This window comes from Clostridium sp. AM29-11AC, assembly GCF_003480545.1.
Lineage (GTDB): Bacteria > Bacillota > Clostridia > Lachnospirales > Lachnospiraceae > Otoolea > Otoolea saccharolyticum_A.
Map to the genome: position 1 here is coordinate 1 of NZ_QUJI01000028.1, position 19,128 is coordinate 19,128.

General features: G+C 48.0%; 14 protein-coding genes and 1 CRISPR repeat array. All 14 genes read right to left on the bottom strand.

From position 1 onward, the window contains the following. Positions 1-313: 313 nt before the first annotated feature. On the bottom strand, positions 314-1,906 hold the full coding sequence (gene pckA / locus DW757_RS15140; RefSeq protein ID WP_008399015.1) for a phosphoenolpyruvate carboxykinase (ATP): 1,593 nt from the start codon (positions 1,904-1,906) through the stop codon (positions 314-316). 131 nt (positions 1,907-2,037) lie between these two features. After that, positions 2,038-3,727: direct repeats of the CRISPR family, unit length 32 nt; unit sequence ATTTCAATCCACGCTCCCGCGAGGGGAGCGAC. A 169-nt stretch (positions 3,728-3,896) separates the two neighbouring features. Continuing rightward, a complete protein-coding gene (gene cas2, locus DW757_RS15145; RefSeq protein ID WP_087381878.1) occupies positions 3,897-4,187 on the bottom strand; it encodes a CRISPR-associated endonuclease Cas2 in 291 nt (96 codons plus the stop codon). Positions 4,188-4,311: 124 nt separating this feature from the next. Then, complete coding sequence (gene cas1c / locus DW757_RS15150) at positions 4,312-5,343, bottom strand: type I-C CRISPR-associated endonuclease Cas1c (RefSeq protein WP_008398228.1); 1,032 nt, start codon at positions 5,341-5,343, stop codon at positions 4,312-4,314. Continuing rightward, positions 5,340-6,002, bottom strand: a complete 663-nt coding sequence (cas4, locus tag DW757_RS15155; protein ID WP_008398230.1) for a CRISPR-associated protein Cas4 — start codon at positions 6,000-6,002, stop codon at positions 5,340-5,342. The genes cas1c and cas4 overlap by 4 nt, the downstream gene beginning before the upstream one ends. Positions 6,003-6,141: 139 nt before the next feature. Beyond that, the gene (gene cas7c / locus DW757_RS15160; RefSeq protein WP_118752144.1) at positions 6,142-7,041 is read right to left on the bottom strand and encodes a type I-C CRISPR-associated protein Cas7/Csd2; all 900 of its coding nucleotides are present in this window, start codon (positions 7,039-7,041) and stop codon (positions 6,142-6,144) included. Beyond that, a complete protein-coding gene (gene cas8c, locus DW757_RS15165; RefSeq protein WP_118752145.1) occupies positions 7,042-8,820 on the bottom strand; it encodes a type I-C CRISPR-associated protein Cas8c/Csd1 in 1,779 nt (592 codons plus the stop codon). After that, entirely contained in the window at positions 8,817-9,479 is a 663-nt protein-coding gene (gene cas5c, locus DW757_RS15170) for a type I-C CRISPR-associated protein Cas5c (protein ID WP_118752146.1), read from the bottom strand. Before cas5c ends, cas8c begins: the two co-directional genes overlap by 4 nt. Positions 9,480-9,617: 138 nt before the next feature. Then, positions 9,618-10,907 carry a hypothetical protein gene (locus tag DW757_RS15175; protein ID WP_118752147.1) on the bottom strand — a complete coding sequence of 430 codons (1,290 nt, stop codon included), beginning with the start codon at positions 10,905-10,907 and terminating at the stop codon, positions 9,618-9,620. A gap of 394 nt (positions 10,908-11,301) precedes the next feature. After that, a complete protein-coding gene (gene cas3, locus DW757_RS15180; RefSeq protein WP_118752148.1) occupies positions 11,302-13,578 on the bottom strand; it encodes a CRISPR-associated helicase Cas3' in 2,277 nt (758 codons plus the stop codon). A 27-nt stretch (positions 13,579-13,605) separates the two neighbouring features. Then, complete coding sequence (locus DW757_RS15185; protein ID WP_182433325.1) at positions 13,606-14,247, bottom strand: phosphoribosyltransferase; 642 nt, start codon at positions 14,245-14,247, stop codon at positions 13,606-13,608. Positions 14,248-14,705: 458 nt separating this feature from the next. Beyond that, positions 14,706-15,836: a M20/M25/M40 family metallo-hydrolase gene (locus tag DW757_RS15195; RefSeq protein WP_021965531.1), complete on the bottom strand. Its 1,131-nt coding sequence runs from the start codon at positions 15,834-15,836 to the stop codon at positions 14,706-14,708. A 308-nt stretch (positions 15,837-16,144) separates the two neighbouring features. Beyond that, a complete protein-coding gene (locus tag DW757_RS15200) occupies positions 16,145-16,945 on the bottom strand; it encodes a M55 family metallopeptidase (protein ID WP_015572962.1) in 801 nt (266 codons plus the stop codon). 202 nt (positions 16,946-17,147) lie between these two features. Further along, the gene (locus DW757_RS15205; protein WP_008398241.1) at positions 17,148-18,125 is read right to left on the bottom strand and encodes a dipeptide ABC transporter ATP-binding protein; all 978 of its coding nucleotides are present in this window, start codon (positions 18,123-18,125) and stop codon (positions 17,148-17,150) included. Between the two features lie 12 nt (positions 18,126-18,137). Further along, on the bottom strand, positions 18,138-19,115 hold the full coding sequence (locus tag DW757_RS15210) for an ABC transporter ATP-binding protein (protein WP_118752149.1): 978 nt from the start codon (positions 19,113-19,115) through the stop codon (positions 18,138-18,140). Positions 19,116-19,128: the final 13 nt, after the last annotated feature.

Below are 19,128 nucleotides of genomic sequence, written 5' to 3' on the forward strand. Positions count from 1 at the left end.
GCTATAGACCATGTCTATTTTTATGAAATTAATTTTGCGAAATTAATTATACGTCATCCGGAATCAGGGCTTTTGCCTTTTAAAACAACACGGTCTTTCCATACAACAAAAAAGCTGCTGCCGATGCCCTGGCAGGATCGTGAACCGGAATAATCTTCCGAAACGATTCCTGCCGGATTCTGCATCCTGCAGCAGCTTTCTCTTCAGCTTGTCCTGCTGTTTTTTATGTCTGCCTTATATGGGCTTTACTGCTCAATATTTCTCTGCGCTCTTCTCCTGCCTAAACCGGAGCCTGCGGCGCCAGTACCTTTTATTAAGCTCTCGGGCCGGCATTCTTGATCTCTTCCGGCATATTCGGGTACTTCTTGTCAAAGTTATCCTTGAACATCTTAGCCAGCTTGGCAGCTGCCTCATCATAAGCTGCCTTATCAGCCCATGTGTCTCTCGGATTCATAATCTCTGCCGGAGCACCTGGGCAGGACTGGGGCACGTCTACATTAAATACATCGTCGTGTTTGTACTCAGCCTTCTCCAGCTCTCCGTTTAATGCTGCTGTTACCATGGCTCTCGTGTAGGACAGCTTCATTCTGCTTCCCACTCCGTAAGGACCGCCTGTCCAGCCTGTATTTACAAGGTAAACCTTTGTGTTGTACTTTTTAATTCTCTCACCTAACATCTCTGCATATACAGACGGATCGAGAGGCATGAACGGCTCGCCGAACAGTGTGCTGAATGTCGGCTGCGGCTCCTTGATTCCGCGCTCTGTACCGGCTAACTTGGAGGTAAATCCTGTCACAAAGTGATACATTGCTGCATTCTCGTCCAGTCTGGAGATTGGCGGAAGTACGCCGAACGCATCAGCTGTCAGGAAGATAACAACCTTCGGAATTCCTCCCTCTCCCGGAATCTGAGCATTGTCAATGTAGGTGATCGGGTAGCCCACACGGGTATTCTCCGTGATAGAGTCATCATCATAATCCGGCTTTCTTGTTTCCGGATCCAGAACTACGTTCTCCACCTCGCTTCCGAAACGGATGGCATTGTAAATCTCCGGCTCATTCTTCGGATCCAGATTGATGCACTTTGCATAGCAGCCGCCCTCGAAGTTGAATACGCCGTTGTCAGACCAGCCGTGCTCGTCGTCACCGATGAGCTTTCTTCCAGGATCGGCGGAGAGAGTTGTCTTTCCTGTTCCGGAGAGGCCAAAGAATACAGCTGTCTCATGGGTCTCAGGATCCATGTTGGCAGAGCAGTGCATCGGGAGTACATTCTCCTCAACCGGCATCAGATAGTTCATTACGGAGAATACAGATTTCTTGATCTCTCCGGAATACTTGGAGCCGGCAATCAGTACCATCTTGTCCTGGAAGTTGACAATGATAGCTGCCTCGGAATTTGTCCCGTCTACAGCCGGATCGCAGGTAAAGCCAGGAGCGGCAACGATAGTAAAATCAGATGCGCCGTAATTTTCCAGCTCCTCAGCTGTCGGTCTGATCAGTAACTGGTGAATGAACAGGTTCTGGCTTGCAAGCTCATTGACAACCATAAACTTTCTGGTGTACTTCTTGTCAGCTCCTGCAAAACCCTGGAATACATATAATTCCTTGTCAGCCAGATATGCAAACATTTTATTTTTAATTGACTGGTAGGCATCCTCAGAGATAGCAACATTTACATCTCCCCAGGCAATCTTATCATGAACGTCCTTTGTGTCCACGATGAATTTGTCTTTTGGTGAACGTCCTGTGTATTTGCCTGTAGTAACAGAAAGAGCACCTGTATCTGTTAACACACCTTCACCGCGGCGAAGAGCCTCCTCTACCAGACGGGCAGGGCTTAAATTGTAGTGAACCTTGCCTGTGGTATTCTGAATTCCAATCATTTCTAAGCTATGGTTTTCTTTCATGAAATTGCCTCCTGTCGGTTGTAATTTTTTACCTATACTTCATATATTACACTGATTATTAGACACCTGTAAAATATATTTTTTAGATGACTGACATATTAAATTGATATAATGATAATGAAAATACAGAACTTCAATCTGCGCTCCCGCGAATGGGAGCGACGCGAAAATGTGCTATAATAGTATCATCGGCACTGATTTCAATCCGCGCTCCCGCGAGGGGAGCGACAAAACAGTGATGAAGAGCTTCTAAACGGACATGTATTTCAATCCACGCTCCCACAAGGGGAGCGACCGGGCTGCTGGTGACTGTATGGTATTTACTTAATATTTCAATCCTCGCTCCCACAAGGGGAGCGACCAAAACCTCCATCCCATTTTGCGCCTCGCATTAAGATTTCAATCCTCGCTCCCACAAGGGGAGCGACAATTCGCTCACAGAGGCAATCGACGCCATAAAAATTTCAATCCACGCTCCCGCGAGGGGAGCGACGAAGCGTTAAATTATGCCGTTACGGATCCATTCTGATTTCAATCCACGCTCCCGCGAGGGGAGCGACAGCATCAGTGGGGGATTGCTTTTGACTTTTACCGATTTCAATCCACGCTCCCGCGAGGGGAGCGACGGCAAAGCAGAAAATCAAGGGCTTTACACAGGAATTTCAATCCACGCTCCCGCGAGGGGAGCGACTCATTTGGATGGAGGAGGAGACATGTTAAGAAACATTTCAATCCACGCTCCCGCGAGGGGAGCGACGGTAAACCGCTTCGTGCAAATGAACAATCAAAGAGATTTCAATCCACGCTCCCGCGAGGGGAGCGACGGATGGCGGAAAAGATATGGCGGCAGTGTTTAATATTTCAATCCACGCTCCCGCGAGGGGAGCGACCAACGACAATGCTGAGAGTCCGATCAGTACAGTAAATTTCAATCCACGCTCCCGCGAGGGGAGCGACTGTGCCGTCCTGGCTGTGCAATTATATCGCTATACTATTTCAATCCACGCTCCCGCGAGGGGAGCGACGGTTTATGATACGTATGTGAGCGATTCGGCCAAATTTCAATCCACGCTCCCGCGAGGGGAGCGACTACGGGGCCGGATACCGAATATTTTATTTACCGATCCATTTCAATCCACGCTCCCGCGAGGGGAGCGACGTAGCCCTCGCGAGCCTGATCGAGGGTACTCACTCATTTCAATCCACGCTCCCGCGAGGGGAGCGACCGATTCAGCCAAGAATACCAGCTATGATACCTCAATTTCAATCCACGCTCCCGCGAGGGGAGCGACGCAGGGAAGGGAGGATCATATGGATCGATTAACAATTTCAATCCACGCTCCCGCGAGGGGAGCGACTGCTGCTGCCAATACAGCACTGGGTGTATCTGGAGATTTCAATCCACGCTCCCGCGAGGGGAGCGACCCACCATAGCGGCAAATAACAGGCTCAGCAGGGGATTTCAATCCACGCTCCCGCGAGGGGAGCGACCCGGCCCTCTGGACGACGAAACCGGCCGGGTGGAATTTCAATCCACGCTCCCGCGAGGGGAGCGACAGCACGAGGAAGTGAAGAAACAGATTTCCATATTATTTCAATCCACGCTCCCGCGAGGGGAGCGACTCAAAAGGAGACAGACGAAGGCGAGAAGTCAGTGATTTCAATCCACGCTCCCGCGAGGGGAGCGACTCCCGTCCTCGCCTTTGACATGTCCCACAGGACTGATTTCAATCCACGCTCCCGCGAGGGGAGCGACTCCTTGTCACGTCTTCCATGTTCTGTAAATTGAATTTCAATCCACGCTCCCGCGAGGGGAGCGACAGCAAAACTGCCCAAATATCTTGTGCGATTTTCAGCAGTTTGCACATTTTTTCATTCATAATTTATTATTACAGGCCATTTTTCCCTCTATCCTGTCCATTTCATAATTTTTTGTGCAGTTTTTTCGGTGCGAATCTCCAGGGAATTTTATGTGTAACTGTTATTCGCACTAGAAAATCAATACAGAATCTGCGGGCGTCCCCCTCTCTACTCCAATATGTTCTACCTTGGTTTTATAATTATTTCCCAGATAATAAAAACGGAGGCTGTCTGTCTGCTTATCTACCAGCTCTTCCAGTTCACATTTCAGTTTTACGCACTGGGCGCTGTCCAGAATGCACTCAAATACGGAGTTCTGGACTCTCCTTCCGTAATTGACGCACTGTTTTGCCACTTTTCTCAGTCTTGCTTTTCCCTCCGGTGTTTCTGTGTTGACATCATAAGTAATTAATACAAGCATTCTCCCTCCTTAAGGCTTCCCACGTTTTTTTCACTTTTTCACTCATACGTTTCCATACTCGTTTTCCCATCGCCGTGTTTACTGTATTTCTCTCAGGTTCGCTTTCTTCTTCCTATCCTATGCCCTACTTCCATAAAAAAGGCGGATAACCATCCAAATCTCCTCTCAGATATCTGGCCAGAAGCAATGCCTGGACGTAAGGTGCCATTCCCCATTCTATTTTTTCCTTAAGAAACGGATGTGTAAGTGTCTCTTTTTTCCTGTTCTGCCACTCTGTCAGTACAATCCGTTTTGTATCATCCGTCATAATAACCGCTCCGTTCTCTTTCTTCTTAAACCCTTTTCCGTTTACGAGCTTTTTATTAATCAGCGACAATACAAAGCGATCTGCCAGCGCCGGCCGGAACTCCTCTATTATGTCAAAGGACAGAGATGCCCTTCCCGGACGATCCGTATGAAAATACCCTACATAGGGATCAAGGCCCACACACTCGAGAGCCGAAGAAATCATATTGGCAAGAAGTGTGTAGACGAAGGACAGCAGTGCATTGACATTATCCATAGGCGGCCTTTTGCTGCGCCCTTGAAAGAAAAACTCTTTTTTCTGCTGAAGGATCAGCTCATCAAATACGCCGAAATACGCCGCAGCCGCCTCTCCCTCATGACCTCTCAGCTCTTCCTTTGTCTTGCTTCTTTCTATGCATTTCAGACTCTCCTTTAAGTGCAGAGATACTTCTTTCACCTTTTTTGCATCTATCTGCATTCCGTGATCTCTTATGGCTCTCTCCAGCACCCATCTGGCATTATGTACCTTTCCAATCATGCAGTTTTTCGCAATTGCAAGGCTCTCCTCATCATTTCTGCTGCTCTCAAACTGCCTTTGTCTCAGCAGTACATTGCCCTTAACTTTCCCGCTTACCCTTGCCAGAAATTTACCCTGGGGCGTCAGATAGCAAAGAGAGATTCCCCGCTCTGCACACGCTCCCATAAGGGCAGGGCTTGTACCCCGGTATCCAAAGGAAATCACCGATTCGAGCGTATGAAGCGGAAGCCTGCCAGCCTCCTGTTCACCTGTAAGTACCACAATATTCTCTCCATCCAGAGCCAGATAGCTGTCCTCTGATGTGACATACAATGTATTTAAAAGCCTTCTCATTCTTCCTCCCCAACTGCCTGGCTGATATATGCTTTTACTGACTGTGCCTTTCCCAGCTTTGGCAGACAAATGTCCTTCAAAGAGCAGCCATTGCAGCTTTTGCTCCATTTAACCTTCGGAGTGTAACCGCGATTGTAATACTGATGCATTTCTTCAAACATTTCCTTCACTTCTGTTCGCAGCTCATCTGTAAACGTCACAGCCTCCCGTTTTCTTGTTTCCCCGTAAAAAATAGCCCCCTCAGCAATATTTACAGAAAACATTTCCTCCAGGCACATGGCCTGAGCGGTAAGCTGAAGGCGGTCCTCCTCTGTAATTTTCGGGCTTCCCTTCTTATATTCTACCGGATAAATTTCATAGAGATCCCTATGGCCATGCAGCTTGATTCCATTCTCTGATTTTCTGAATTCCACCGTATCACACTCGCCGCTCACCCCCAGTGACCGGGAATGTACCGGAAGGGCTCTGCTGATCAGAACATCTCTTCTCTTTTCTGCCAGATAGGGATCATGGGTCTTCCTGTGCATCAATTCTCCAGTTACAGTATGGACATTTTCCTCCCACTGCTTCTCTATATGGATGATTGCCCACTGTCTTCTGCAGAACCTGAAATGCTGAATCCCGGAAATCATCAGATAATCCTCTTCCCTGTATTCCATCGTTTTACTGCCTTCCCCTCTCTGCGGCAGAAGACATACCGCTTTTTCCTCTGCCGCCTCCTGCTTTGGACTATATGTGCAATATGTACAGGTATGTATAAGCCATACAGGCTGTTTTCAATCCCTCTGAAAAAGTGCTTTAAATCTTGTCCATCACTTCAACGCTTTCCGGGATCTGCTCCCTGTGAATTGCTATCTCATAATCTGAATACTGCCTTGCAAATTCCACCCCTTCCTTTCTCTTTACCTCAACAGCATCAAACAGTTTGTACGACGGGCAGTCTCCCAGCTCCCTGCTGTGTTTAAACACAATCAGCCTGCGGACGGCCATTTTCCCTCTTGCTGCGGAATGATCGTGCTCAAACATATTGATAATCGCTTCCCACAAAAGTTCCAGGTCTTCCTCTGAAAATCCTGTCACCTTTCTAGCCAGGTTTGCAGAGATAAATCCCTCTGCCCGGTACAGGCCATATGGGACAATATTTTTTCTTCCCATCTCCGTCTTTTTATTCAGCGAGTCCTCCTCTGTGGTAATCGCCACTCTGGTTATGGTGAGCTCCTGACTCACAATCGGGTCAATACTTCTGGCAAAGCCAATCTGCACAGGTCCCCTCACCTGCCCGCAGTTTAATGACGCTTTCACAAAGGTTGTCATAACTGCTCCGAAGGTCCGAATGTCAAAAAAATTCCGGCACATAAAATCTCTGATTTTTCTGTCCGCTTCCGGATCATTTTTCTTTAATTCCTTAAGCCCCTTTTCGCTCAAATCTTCGACTCCGATATAGGATAATGCCTTCTTGTCACTTGTGTTGAGAGGCACGTCTTCTCTGATATAAATTCCGTATCCTTCTTCCCCCTCTTTTACTGTTTCCACATAATTTCGTATTTTCCGCTTCAGGCACACATCCGTCACAAGTCCAAAATTACTCTCCGGATCAATTCTCGGCATATTGCCTGCATCTGGATCTCCGTTTGGATTTCCGTTTTCCACATCGAATAATACCACGAATTCATATCTGTTTTTAATTGCCTCGCTCATCTATTTATCCTCCTTTTTCGTATATCTCTTCTGCACCTGGTGATAGTACCCCAGAATAAACGCCCCCTGCTCTTCCAGATTCAGGCTGGCCGGATAGGATTTTGCCTTTTCCCTTATTCCGTTTTCTCCCTTCTCTGCCTGTAGCATCCCTTGAAGTTCTGTAAGCTGTCTCTCATAGTAAATGGCAGCTCTGTCCTCCAGCTTTCTGATATGGCTGCTCTCCAGCTTGAAAAGCGTGGGAAAAATCAGCTGCGGCCTGGAGCAGGCAGCATTAAAATATCTGTCTTTAATTGTGCTGTTCAGGCCTGGATTCGCCTTCTCCTGAATTTCCTCCAGCACTGCAAATATGCGTCCCAGCACATAGGCTGTGTCGACGCAGGACTCATTTACCCTCACAAATGTTCCCTCCTTTATCAGTCGTTCCTCTTTATTTCGTATGAGATAGGCCTTGATAATAGCAGCCCGTCCCCTTGTCACTTTTCCTGCACCGCTCTCGGCCCGTATCCGTATGAGCACGTTGGAGTAAAGGCTTTCCGGGTATTTCGCTCCCGACAGGATCGATTTGAAAACGGCAGCAGCCATATTCGGCGGCGCTTTTTTGTCACGGGACTTCTGATTGGCCGTTTCATACAGCATCCTTCCTGCACTCATATATTCTGTTCTGTCCCAAGAAGGCCGGACAATCTCCATCTGCTCATAGTGGCGTTTCAGATTGGTAAGAATGCTGCCGAAACTGTTCTTATAGAAGAAACGTACAGACAGCCGCGCCGCATTCGGCGACAGTCCCAGAACGCAGAAACTCTGTTCAGGATTCAGGCAAATGTCATCGACTGCCACCGGTCTGCCCTTCTGCATTGCCTCCAACAGTTCCCGGATCTTTTCCTGATCGTCCTCTCTGGCCTCCATTCCCATCCAGAATGCCTGCTGGTAGGCTTCTTCCCCGCTCTCAGACCAGAAAATCACAGTTGCATCTCCTAACTGGAACACATATCTGCGCTGGGACAGAAGATAATTGAGAGCCGTCGTATAGGCGAAGGCCGCATAGATTCCCACTGGTGCATTGTAGCTCTGTTCCTTTCCGTAGGAAGTAAATGAGTCTGCATTGAAGGATACCAGAGCCGCACCGCTGGACTGTGCACCCGAAACTCCCTTGATCGTATTGTGAATTCTTGCGATCTCTGTCCTCTTTCCTGTCACAAGGCAAACCCCGGCTTTTTCTTCCCCTGCTCCCTTTTTATTCTGGCTTTCTTCCCAGGCACGCCGGATGCTTTCATCCTTCTGTGCTTCATCCATCCCAACGGAAAAAATAAGGTTTCCACCGGCTGTAAGCTCCTCCCACTTTTCGCGGATCACAGAATTTTCTGCTGCCTTCTCCGGATCCCAGCTCTTAAAAAACGCACAGACAGCCTCTGCGGCTTCTCCGGAAACGCCGTCGAGAATTTCCAGATGTCTGTTCTTAGCTGCCTCAAAGCACTCCCTGAGCCGCTTTCCCGAACCATTTTTGTCTATTCCCAGAAGGTATTTAGAATTGTCACAGAGAAAATTCGGGGCAATGCCTGAGGAACGGGAAACCATGGCCGGCACAGTAAAATCCTGGGGAACCAGAACCTTTTTTTTACCGCGTTCTTCCTCTTTCAAACAGGAAATCACTCTGGCCACTGTCCCGTCCGGTCTCAGATCCAGGCAGTATGATACCTTTGCGCTGCACCAGCCTGGTTTTGATACTTTCCCCTGCTCTGCCAGCCTTTCATAATACTTTACAAGCTCCTGTAAAATCACCGTACCACCTCACAGTCTTTTACATCCAGCACTCCCCGCCTTAATACGGCCCTGAAAAACATGGGCTGGATATTTTTCAGATCGGAATAGTCCATATCATAAAGCATATATCCCAAATCCCTTTCCTCCTCCCCCTCATAGGCAGTGGAAATCACTTCCTCCTCACAGGGAGCAAAGTAGGCGGGAAACTCCCTGCATCCAAAATAGGGCATATGAAAGCATTCCCCTCTATTGAGTCTTCTGGTTACAATGTCCTTGAACTTTCCCGGATTCTCTGTTTCATTGGCATTCTGCGTCATCTCGAAGTGGGCTTCTATCACGTATTCTACATCCTTTAAAATCAGTGACGCCCTCTGTACAATATCGGCCTTCGTGCTGATGTATAGATCCTTTTTCGCTCCATTGTAAACGGAAAGGGCATTAGACGCAGACAGCTTGCTTTTCACCTCATTTCTTCTGACACTGGTAAAGCGGATGGGCTTCTTGACATAAATCCTGTCAATCTTCCATCTGAGGCCAGGATGCCAGTAGATTGCCTCCAATATCCCCCGGGCGGCAGAGGGTGTCATCACGTCGTAGGTGCACCGTTCCACTTTCATCTCCGGCCGCGAAAAAAGAGCATAATCTCCCCACACCCGTACTTTGATTCCTTTTGCCATATGTATGGCTCCTTTCTTTTGCTGTGTATACAAACATTCAATATTTTCGCTAATACCTTAAAGTCTCATCCAAATAATTTTTCTCCGAGAAAAATCATCAAATCTCCTTTGTACCCCTGAGTAATCTCTGAATCCTTATTAAAGCATATCCTGAATAATCTCCGCCGCAAGATTCCCACCTCCATGCTGGCTGTCACTTCCTGATGCTGATAACGTAAACAAATATCTGGAGTCCCCTTTATATGTGAGCTTATAATGTCCCCCATCTTTTGTAATGGTAAAACCATATGTTTTTAACTCCCTTTTTAAATGATCATCTACCTTCGTATAACCTTTTAATATACGCTTAATCTCTGCCTGTTTTTTATTTAAAGCATCTGTTGACTTATTAGATTTCAAAATATCCTGTAATATATCTTCCTTTCGAGTTTTCTTTTTTACATTCTTCAGTTGATTACTAAGCATTCCCAGTATCTGATCTTTTATTTCCCCCTCAAATAATTCATCTTCCGTGCCGTAGTATAACAGAGGAATTTCTGTAATCTGATCATATTTTGCTCTAAGTCCCTGGTTTTCTGCCTGCAGTGCCATAACTCGATTATTTAACTCTTCAATGGTATGTTCCTTTTCTTCGAGTTCCTCTCCAAAACTATCATAAATCTCAGATACTTCGCTCTCCGCTTTTTCTTTCTTTTCTTTAGCTCTTACATAACGTAATTTCAGCAATTCATTCTGAACGCCCTCCCAGGTCATCATCCTGTCCCTAGCCTGTTGATTAACATATCTGCATACAATATTTACTACGCGCTCTATCAGTACTTCCTCCCGTTCTTCATAGTTTTTGGTGCTAATTATTTTATTCAATGCCGAACTGCTTGGGTAATAAATGCCGATACTTCCATGATGTGAATTCATCCCATTGCAGCTTTCTCTGAGAATCTTTGACACATCTGCATCATCCTCCGCAAGAACATGTGCAACACCGCGCAATTTATATGCTAAGTCCTGAACTCTTAAAGGATAACCCCCCCATAGTTTCGTTACATAGATCACAGGCATCGAATATACAACATTTCTACATATAATATTTTCTATTACTTTATAGTTATCTTTATTAATGAAAATCGGCTTATCACTTATGGGCATGTCCTTATCAGTTCCTATATATCCCCTTTCCAGCAGCATATTAACAAGAATCGGCGGTTTGAATTTGGGAATGAAACTAATTGTATCAACAGTTGTTTCCCTGTCTAATTTGATAGAGAAAATATGTGTGGAAAAATTCACAACAATATCCGTATTCCATATAATCTTATTTTCATCAAACTGATGAAATCTCACAGCAATTGTATTATAAGCACGGATTTCCTCAATGGATAAAGATAAATTTTCATCTTCAAATTTTATATTTCTTTTTTTCCATCCCAATTTAAATTAGAAATTTTATTAAAAGGACTTCCTTGATTCCATTCAATTACTAATTGAATTAAAACATCCTGAGTTAAAGATTCCTTCACAGGAAAAATTGCTGAATAGATCTGCATTAGTAAAACCCTTCTTTCTTCGGTAAATCAATATTTAACTTCATTTTTTTCTTTTTTATTTATAAAACTATTTGTATTTCTATCATATCACTTTTTCTTTTTAAGTCAATCTGATTTTTACCATTAACTCTTTTTTTTCACCGGTTCTTGTGTTATGGTATCTATGTCGCTCAGCATTCTTATCCGATACCGGGCGTGGATTGAAATATTTTTTTCCAGTTTTATTTATGAAAAGGGAGAGGGGGCCATTCGGCCCCCTCTCCCTCTTTTCCTTCTTTCTACATCAAAAATGCCTTTCCTGTTTCCACCTCCATCAGGAGTCCGACTTCCTGCGAATACTGCTCTCTCCTCTTCAGCACGTACAATCCGTCTTCTTCCCCTTCGGTCAATAGCTCAGCAATGCCGTTTCGGCAGAACTCTTCTATTTTCTTTTTGTCTACGCTCACACTGTACCTGCCCGCCTCACGCATCCGCTTTCTGCTGCAGCCTTTTAAACGGATTTCCTCCGCAATTTTTTCTGCACTCTCCTCGACCGGTATCAGGAGAGATACTGTGTGTTCCTCGATCATCTTAAATTCCTGAGCGGCAGAGGCGAAGCTGAAATTTCCCGGGCGGAAATATTCCATTATATGTTTTCTGTCCAGCTCACTTCCCTTAAACTGGTACAGATAGCGGAAATATTCTTCCGCTGCCTCCGGGGAATTCAGGCTTTTTCCTGCCCTTTCAAGCTTCTCCAGCATTCCGCTCATCACCTCGGCCCTCTGTTCCTGCTCTGCGGTTTTCTTTTCCCCCTCCATATCAAAAATCCAGGTTCTGCTCTCCTCCAGGGGGCGTTTCCCCTCCCTGTTGCAGCGCCCGGCCGCCTGTATGGCCGAGTCGAGACCTGCCATTTCCCGGTACACAGATGCAAAATCCAGGTCCACTCCAGCCTCCACCAGGCTCGTCGCAATCACAATGCAGACATTCCCTGCAGATTCTGTCTCTTCTGTTTCTTCCTCAATCCCTGTTTTCTCAATCTGAGATTTTCCTTCTGCCCTTTTCCCTGTCCGTTTCCGTATCTCCTCCAAAACCGCCTTCCTGTGCTCCGGATACATCTGGGTTGAAAGGTGAAAAATCTCTCCTTCCGATGATTGTCCTCTTCTCTCCTTCAGCTCCTGATAGACCTCCTGAACCTCCCGCTTTGTATTCAGGATGCAAAGTGCCTGGTCTTCCTGCTCCAGCCTGTCAATCAGCTCCTCCCTGCGGATTCTTCCGAGATTAAGTATCTGGCAGCGCTTAAAAAACTGAAACTGCTCCTCGCGATCGGGGCACAACTCTTCCCACGTTATACTTTTTCTGAACAGGCCGCCGAGGGCCGGCTGTGTCGCTGTGCAGAGTACCAGCGTACTCCTGTACCTCAAAAGCAATTCCTCCATCGCAGCGATACAGGGCCTCAGGTACTCGCAGGGCAGCATCTGTGCCTCATCAAATATGATCACGCTGTCCGCTATATTGTGGAGTTTTCTGCACTTTGATGACTTATTGGAAAACAGGGATTCAAAAAACTGGACATTCGTCGTCACCACCACAGGCTTGTCCCAGTTCTCAGCCGCCAGGTGAAGCGGTTTCAGTTCCTCATCACTCTCATAGTCGATATTACAGTGATCCTCCAGCACATTCTCTCTTCCCAGAATGTCGCTGAAGATTTTAGCATTCTGTTCGATGATGCTTGTATACGGGATCACGTAGATCACCCGCTTCATCCCGTGCTCTGCGCCATGGCGGAGAGCAAAGGCCAGGGAAGATATGGTTTTTCCTCCTCCGGTGGGTACTGTCAGCCGAAACAGACCACGAGGGAGCGTTCCTTTCTCAAGGCACTGCCTCAAAATCTCACTTCTTCTCCCGTTGACGGTCCTCCTGTCGTGATTATACAGCCAGCCCGACACGTGCTTTTCCAGCTTTTTTAAAAGGGATTCCAGCTTTTCGCCGGAATCCCTCTCCACTTTTTCCTTCATAAATGCTTCCGTGTCGAGATAATCCGCATCTACCAGGCAGGAATACAGCATCCGGATTAGAAAAGACTGGGCAAATCCCGGATCCTCCCCTCTGTCTGTTCCTCTGAAATTTGTGGGAGCAGAAAGGGCAGGAAAGTCAACTTCCTTTCGGTACTCCTCAAAGCTGCAGAGTTCTTTCTTCATTCTCCCTTTCAATGTTCCCCTTCCAGCTAAGTCCCCATCTCCGCCTGTATCGGGCAGGCCGCTGTGGTGTCCAGCCACTGCGTAGGCAAGCATTCCATACGGACTGTAGGGCCCTTTCTGCTCCCAGCACAGCCTGGCTCCGGCAGTGGCATGATCTACTTTTTTTCCATTTTCCGTGAGCCTTTTCTGAAATTCAAAGGAATATTTTCCTATATCGTGCAGTTTCCCCAAAGCATAGCCATAACTTCCGAATCCGAATACTTCTGCAAACTGCTCTGCCAGCCTTCCCGTTCCCTCCAGGTGCTCCAAAATTGTCTGCTCACGTTTCCCATCTTCACTGATATGGGCCAGAAACCTCCGCTTCGTCTCCCGGCACATCTCACATCTTCCTCCATTCCCCGTCCACTATTCCTGCCTGAAATACCCAAAGCTGTTTACCAGGGCATCAATTTTCATCTTTCTTTCACAGAATGGACAGTTCCTGTAATCGTAGAACCGGTAGTCCGGCAGATCCTCTGTGGAATACACGCTGTTGATATGCACCCCGTCCACCTCCGTCTGGGCGCTGAACACGGCGGCCACCCCTTCCAGGATCCCCTCATAATATCCAATGCACTCCAGCGCCTTATTGAGGGTCAGGCCGGTGGTGACATTTGCCAGCAGAAGAATCACATGCTTCCCGGCCACCATTGGCCTGACATTTTCTTTAAATATCATCTGGCTGTTGCTGTTGAACTCCGGGGTAATGATATAGATCGTCTTATGCTCATTCATTGATATGAAACCGGCCCTGGAAAGCTCCTCTGCAAGATAAGCTCCAATAACCTGGGTTCCGTCCAGACATACGATGGTATCTACTACCGTATTGTTTACATACTGGCCTGCCAGTGTCTTTGCCATCTCCTCTGCCTCGCTCTGGCGGGCCTTCACTGTCGTCATATCAATATAATAATTAATGTGGGCGTGATTCGTTGCGAAATGTCCCGGAACCGCCTTGAGCGGAAGATGTGTGTTCTTTGCGCGGATTTTCATCATTGCATGTTCCATAAGATACCTCCTCCTGCCAAAATGGCCTGCCTGCTCCGCTGTGTATATTGTCATATTCCACTCTGGCTGTGCCGCAGCTAACATATTTCCATTTTCTCCTCTTCCTCCTCAGAAGAAGCTAAAAACAGCCCACCTTGTTCTCAGCCAGGCAGAATATACGAACCGTATACAGGCAGAGCAACTATTTTCTTAATTATATAACATATCACCCTGATTACACAATATAATACAAGATTATTTTCCTGTTTTTTCAGATTTTTATTTATTTTTTCACAAACAAACCAAATGTTTTTCCGTTTCTTCAGAATCAAAAAAGCTGCTGCAAGACGAACGCCCCAGTCCATACTCTGGAAAGACTCTCAGAAATGTATCCCTGTCCTGAAAGTTTTCCTTTTCTTTCCTATGGCACTCTGTCTTACAGCAGCCTGTGCTTCCCGTATTTTTAATCTGCTTCTCTGCTAAATCGTTCCTCTGCGCAGCACCCGGTCAATCCTTTCTCTGTCAAGGCTCTTTATTACCTCTGCCGCCATTTTCACAGTAGCGTCGATATCCTCCATGGCGCAGAAATTGTAATGGGTGTGAACGTACCTGGATGGGATTCCGAGAACCAGAACCGGCACAGCCTTTCCCGTGAGACTGATCTTCCCAGCATTGGTGCTGCCTCCCCTTCTCACGGCATCCTGATATTTGATTCCGCACTGCTCTCCTATCTCGTGAGCCAGACGGATAAATTCCGGGTTTGATACATAACTTGCGTCCAGATGGCGAATCTGGGTTCCCGACTTCAGGCTGCACTGGGCAATTCCCGGCCTGAAATAAAAGTCATCTGCCGGAGAACCCTCAAACACAATCGCCAGATCCGGCAGGACTGCCTGGGAAGTTACCTGGGCTCCCCTTGTCCCCACCTCCTCCTGGGCGGCAAAGGCTCCCACTACCTGGACAGCCAGATTTTTCTCCTCCTTCTGCAGAGTCTTCATGGTTTCAAGGATACTCACACATCCCAGACGGTTGTCAAAGGCTTTTCCGTAGCAGATTCCGTGTTCCTCATCATACTCAAACCGCACATCCGGCATAACCGGGTCGCCTACAGAAATTCCGTAATCCTCCATTACCTCCTGCCGGCTGGACGCGCCCACGTCAATCCGTATGTCCTCTATATTTAAGGAGTTGTCTGCCTTCTCAGCCGCAGTCAGAAAATGCACCGGCTTTGAGGTTGTGATTCCCCTGATTTTCTTTCCCGCTCCATTTTTGACAATCACTGAATGGGCCGGAATATTGGTGTTGTGAATTCCCCCCAGACAGATAATGTCCAGAAGACCATTTTCCTCAATATTCTGGACCATGAAGCCCACCTCATCGGAATGGGCATCCAGCATCAGAACAGGTCTCCTCCTCTCCCCCTGTCTGAGCTCTCCCCGGCTGAAAGCCTCTCCCGCCTGCTCGTCCATAAATGCATATACATTATGCATGGCGTCATGTTTAAGGCAAAGCGCTCCGCTGTGAGCCTTAATCGCCCTCACCACATCCTCCTCAAATCCGCTTGGCCCGAAGGCGTTGGTGAGATCCTCTATCATTTTTAAATCTGCCATGTAAATCCCTCCTTATCTTTCTCCTGTCTGTATGATTCATCCGCTGTACGAAAAGCGGCTGGCTGTTCTCCCCGAGGGAGGCACACTCGCCGCCTAGGACTTTTGCCAGCCTCCGGCAGAATTTAGCGCCCGGCTTTCAGCAGTAAATGCTGAAACCGGTTTGCGCAGTATATTGACCTCAATGAGGTCAATATACCATATCCTTCGGATATGCTATTCTCCCCGAGGGGATGCGCACTCGCCGCAGTGGTGTTCTGGCTCCCTTCGGGCGCCAGCGGCTCGGCGCAGGTATATTGACCTCTCTGTGGTCAATATACCATAAACGAATGTGCCGTCACTATATCGCGGTAATTGCTGCTCACCACCCGGTTTGTCCTCTCATCCACCCGCTCTGCTCCCGGGAAAAATGACATCTGGTAGGCTTTTTTCAAATCCTTGTAATTCACCACATACTCAAATTTTTCCGGCATGGAAATGCGGCAGGCGCCCGGGTCGCGGCTCAGGGCTTCCTTCACACGGCTTCGCAGAAGACGGTCCGCCGCCGCTTTGCTCATGCTGATCGTACTTCCCCCGACTCCCTTCTTCACAGCCGCCGTGGTAATTGCTGGAACCATCTCTCTTGCCAGAGAGCAGATTGCCTCGTCTCCGGATATAAATACAGCCGGGACGCCAATCATGGCAGCCGTGTATGTGTTGAGCATGAATTCACTCATCACCTTTCCGTTCAGAAGAATCTGATTGCTGTTTCCCGTGGATGTGTGGCTGATCGGGTTCCCTCCATTTCCCGCCGGAGCGTGGTAGCCTACATAGAGCACAGCGTCAAAGCTGTCATCCAGCCCGAACATCATGTTGTAGGGATGCCCGCTCTTTCCTCTGATCAGAGTCACACGGTCAGGGAGAGCGGTAAAATCAATATTTGTCGCGTCTCCATGGCCATCCTTCACTACAATCTCGTCAGCTCCTGCCTCCAGAGCGGCCTCGCAGACTGCCGCCACCTCCTCTGTCATCTGCCTGGCAAACTGACGGTACTCCGGCATATCTTTATGGGTTTCACTGGCCAGCGTCGTCCCGACGCAGCCTTCAATATCAGCGCTGATAAACAGCTTCATCGCTTATTCCTCCTCTCATCCTTTCCTCTACAAAGCATCATATCACACTCCGCTTCAAATGCAACCTTCTTTCCCCGAAAAGAATTCTCTAACGCAAACGGCAGGAATCCAGCCCGTTTTCCCGGCCTCGCCGGAACAAAAACGGGCTGGATTCCTGCCGTTCCTCCGTCTCTCCCTTCGCCTGTACTCTTCCGTTTTCTTTCTACATCTCGTTGTCATACAGGTGGCAGTATACGAAGTGATCCTCTCCTACCTGGTATTTTCTCGGAGCTTCTTTTTTGCATATCTCCATGCATTTCGGGCATCTGGTGTGGAATTTGCAGCCGGACGGCGGATTGATCGCCGACGGAATGCTTCCCTCCAGGATAATCCTCTCCTTCTTCACCGTCGGATCGGGAATCGGAACTGCAGACAGCAGCGCCTGTGTGTACGGATGCATGGGATTCTTATAGAGATTTTCCTTGTTTGCCTCCTCCACAAAGTTTCCCAGATACATAACCCCAATCCTGTCGCTGATATGCTCTACAACGCTCAGATCATGGGCAATGAAGATATAGGTTAAGTTAAACTCTTTCTTCAGTCTGCTCATCAGGTTCAAAACCTGAGACTGAATGGATACGTCCAGCGCAGATACCGGCTCGTCGGCGATAATCAGCTGCGGCCGCACGGCCAGAGCCCTCGCAATGCCGATTCTCTGTCTCTGGCCTCCTGAGAACTCATGAGGGTATCTTCTGGCATGGTAATCGTCCATTCCCACCTCTCTGAGAAGCCGCACCACCGCCTCGTCGATCTCCTGTTTTCCCTTGGCAAGCCCGTGGATCACCAGCGGCTCTGCCAGAATATCGTGGATGGACATTCTGGGATTCAGGGAAGCGTAAGGGTCCTGGAATACCATCTGAACCTTCTTTCTCACGCTTCTCATTTTTTTGCTGTCATAGCCCCGGATATCCTCCCCGTCCAGAATAATTTTTCCGTCTGTGGGCTCAATGAGCTTGCAGATAGCCTTTCCGAGAGTGGATTTTCCGCATCCGGACTCTCCTACGATTCCGAACACTTCTCCCTTCTTTACCTCAAAATCCACATCGTCCACGGCCTTTACGTAGGTCTTTTTCCCAAACAGGCCGCTGGATGCCGGATAATACTGTTTCAGTCCCTCTACCTTTAATAAATCTTCTGCCATATCCGTCCCCCCTTATCTTTCACAGAGCCAGCATCTGCTCAGGTGTCCGTTTCCCAGATCAAAGAATCCCGGCTCTTCCTCTCTGCAGCGTTCTGTGGCGTGTTCGCATCTGGGGGCGAACTTGCAGCCCTTTGGCATATATTTGGGATTCGGCACATTGCCGGGAATGGAATCCAGCTCCTCCACATGCTCCCCGAGCTTTGGGATGGAGCGCAGAAGTCCCTGGGTGTATGGATGAGCTGTCTGCCCGAAAATGTCGTACACATTTCCCTTTTCCACCACACGGCCGCAGTACATTACCACCACCTCGTCGCAGGTTTCCGCCACCACACCCAGATCGTGGGTAATGAACATGATAGAAGTTCCTATCTCCTCCTTCAGATGGTTCATCAGATCAATGATCTGAGCCTGAATCGTCACATCCAGAGCAGTGGTAGGCTCATCGGCGATGAGGATTTTCGGGTTGCAGACGAGAGCCATAGCGATCATAACCCTCTGCCTCTGTCCTCCGGAGAGCTGAAACGGGTACTCATTGACAATCCGCTCTACCCTCGGAAGTCCCGTCTTTTTCAGCATCTCAACGGCCATCTCCCTGGCCTCCTGCTTTGTCTTGTTCTGGTGCATCTTGATGGCCTCCACCAGCTGATCCCCGATTTTCATAACCGGGTTCAGGCTCGTCATAGGCTCCTGGAAGATCATGGAAATCTGATTTCCTCTGATCTTTCTTCTCTCCTCAGCGCTCAGGTTTGTGATGTCGCGGCCGTCCAGCAGAATCTGCCCCTCCACCACCTTTCCCGTGGTTCCCATTAACAGTCCCATAACTGAGAGGGCCGTCACGCTCTTTCCGCTTCCCGACTCTCCCACTATCCCCAGAGTGGAGCCCTCCTTCAGCTCGATATCCACTCCGTCCACCGACTTTACCACTCCATTGTCTGTGAAAAAGTAGGTGTGCATATTTTTTATTTCCAGAATATTCTTCCTTGTATCCATTCCGTTCCTCCCT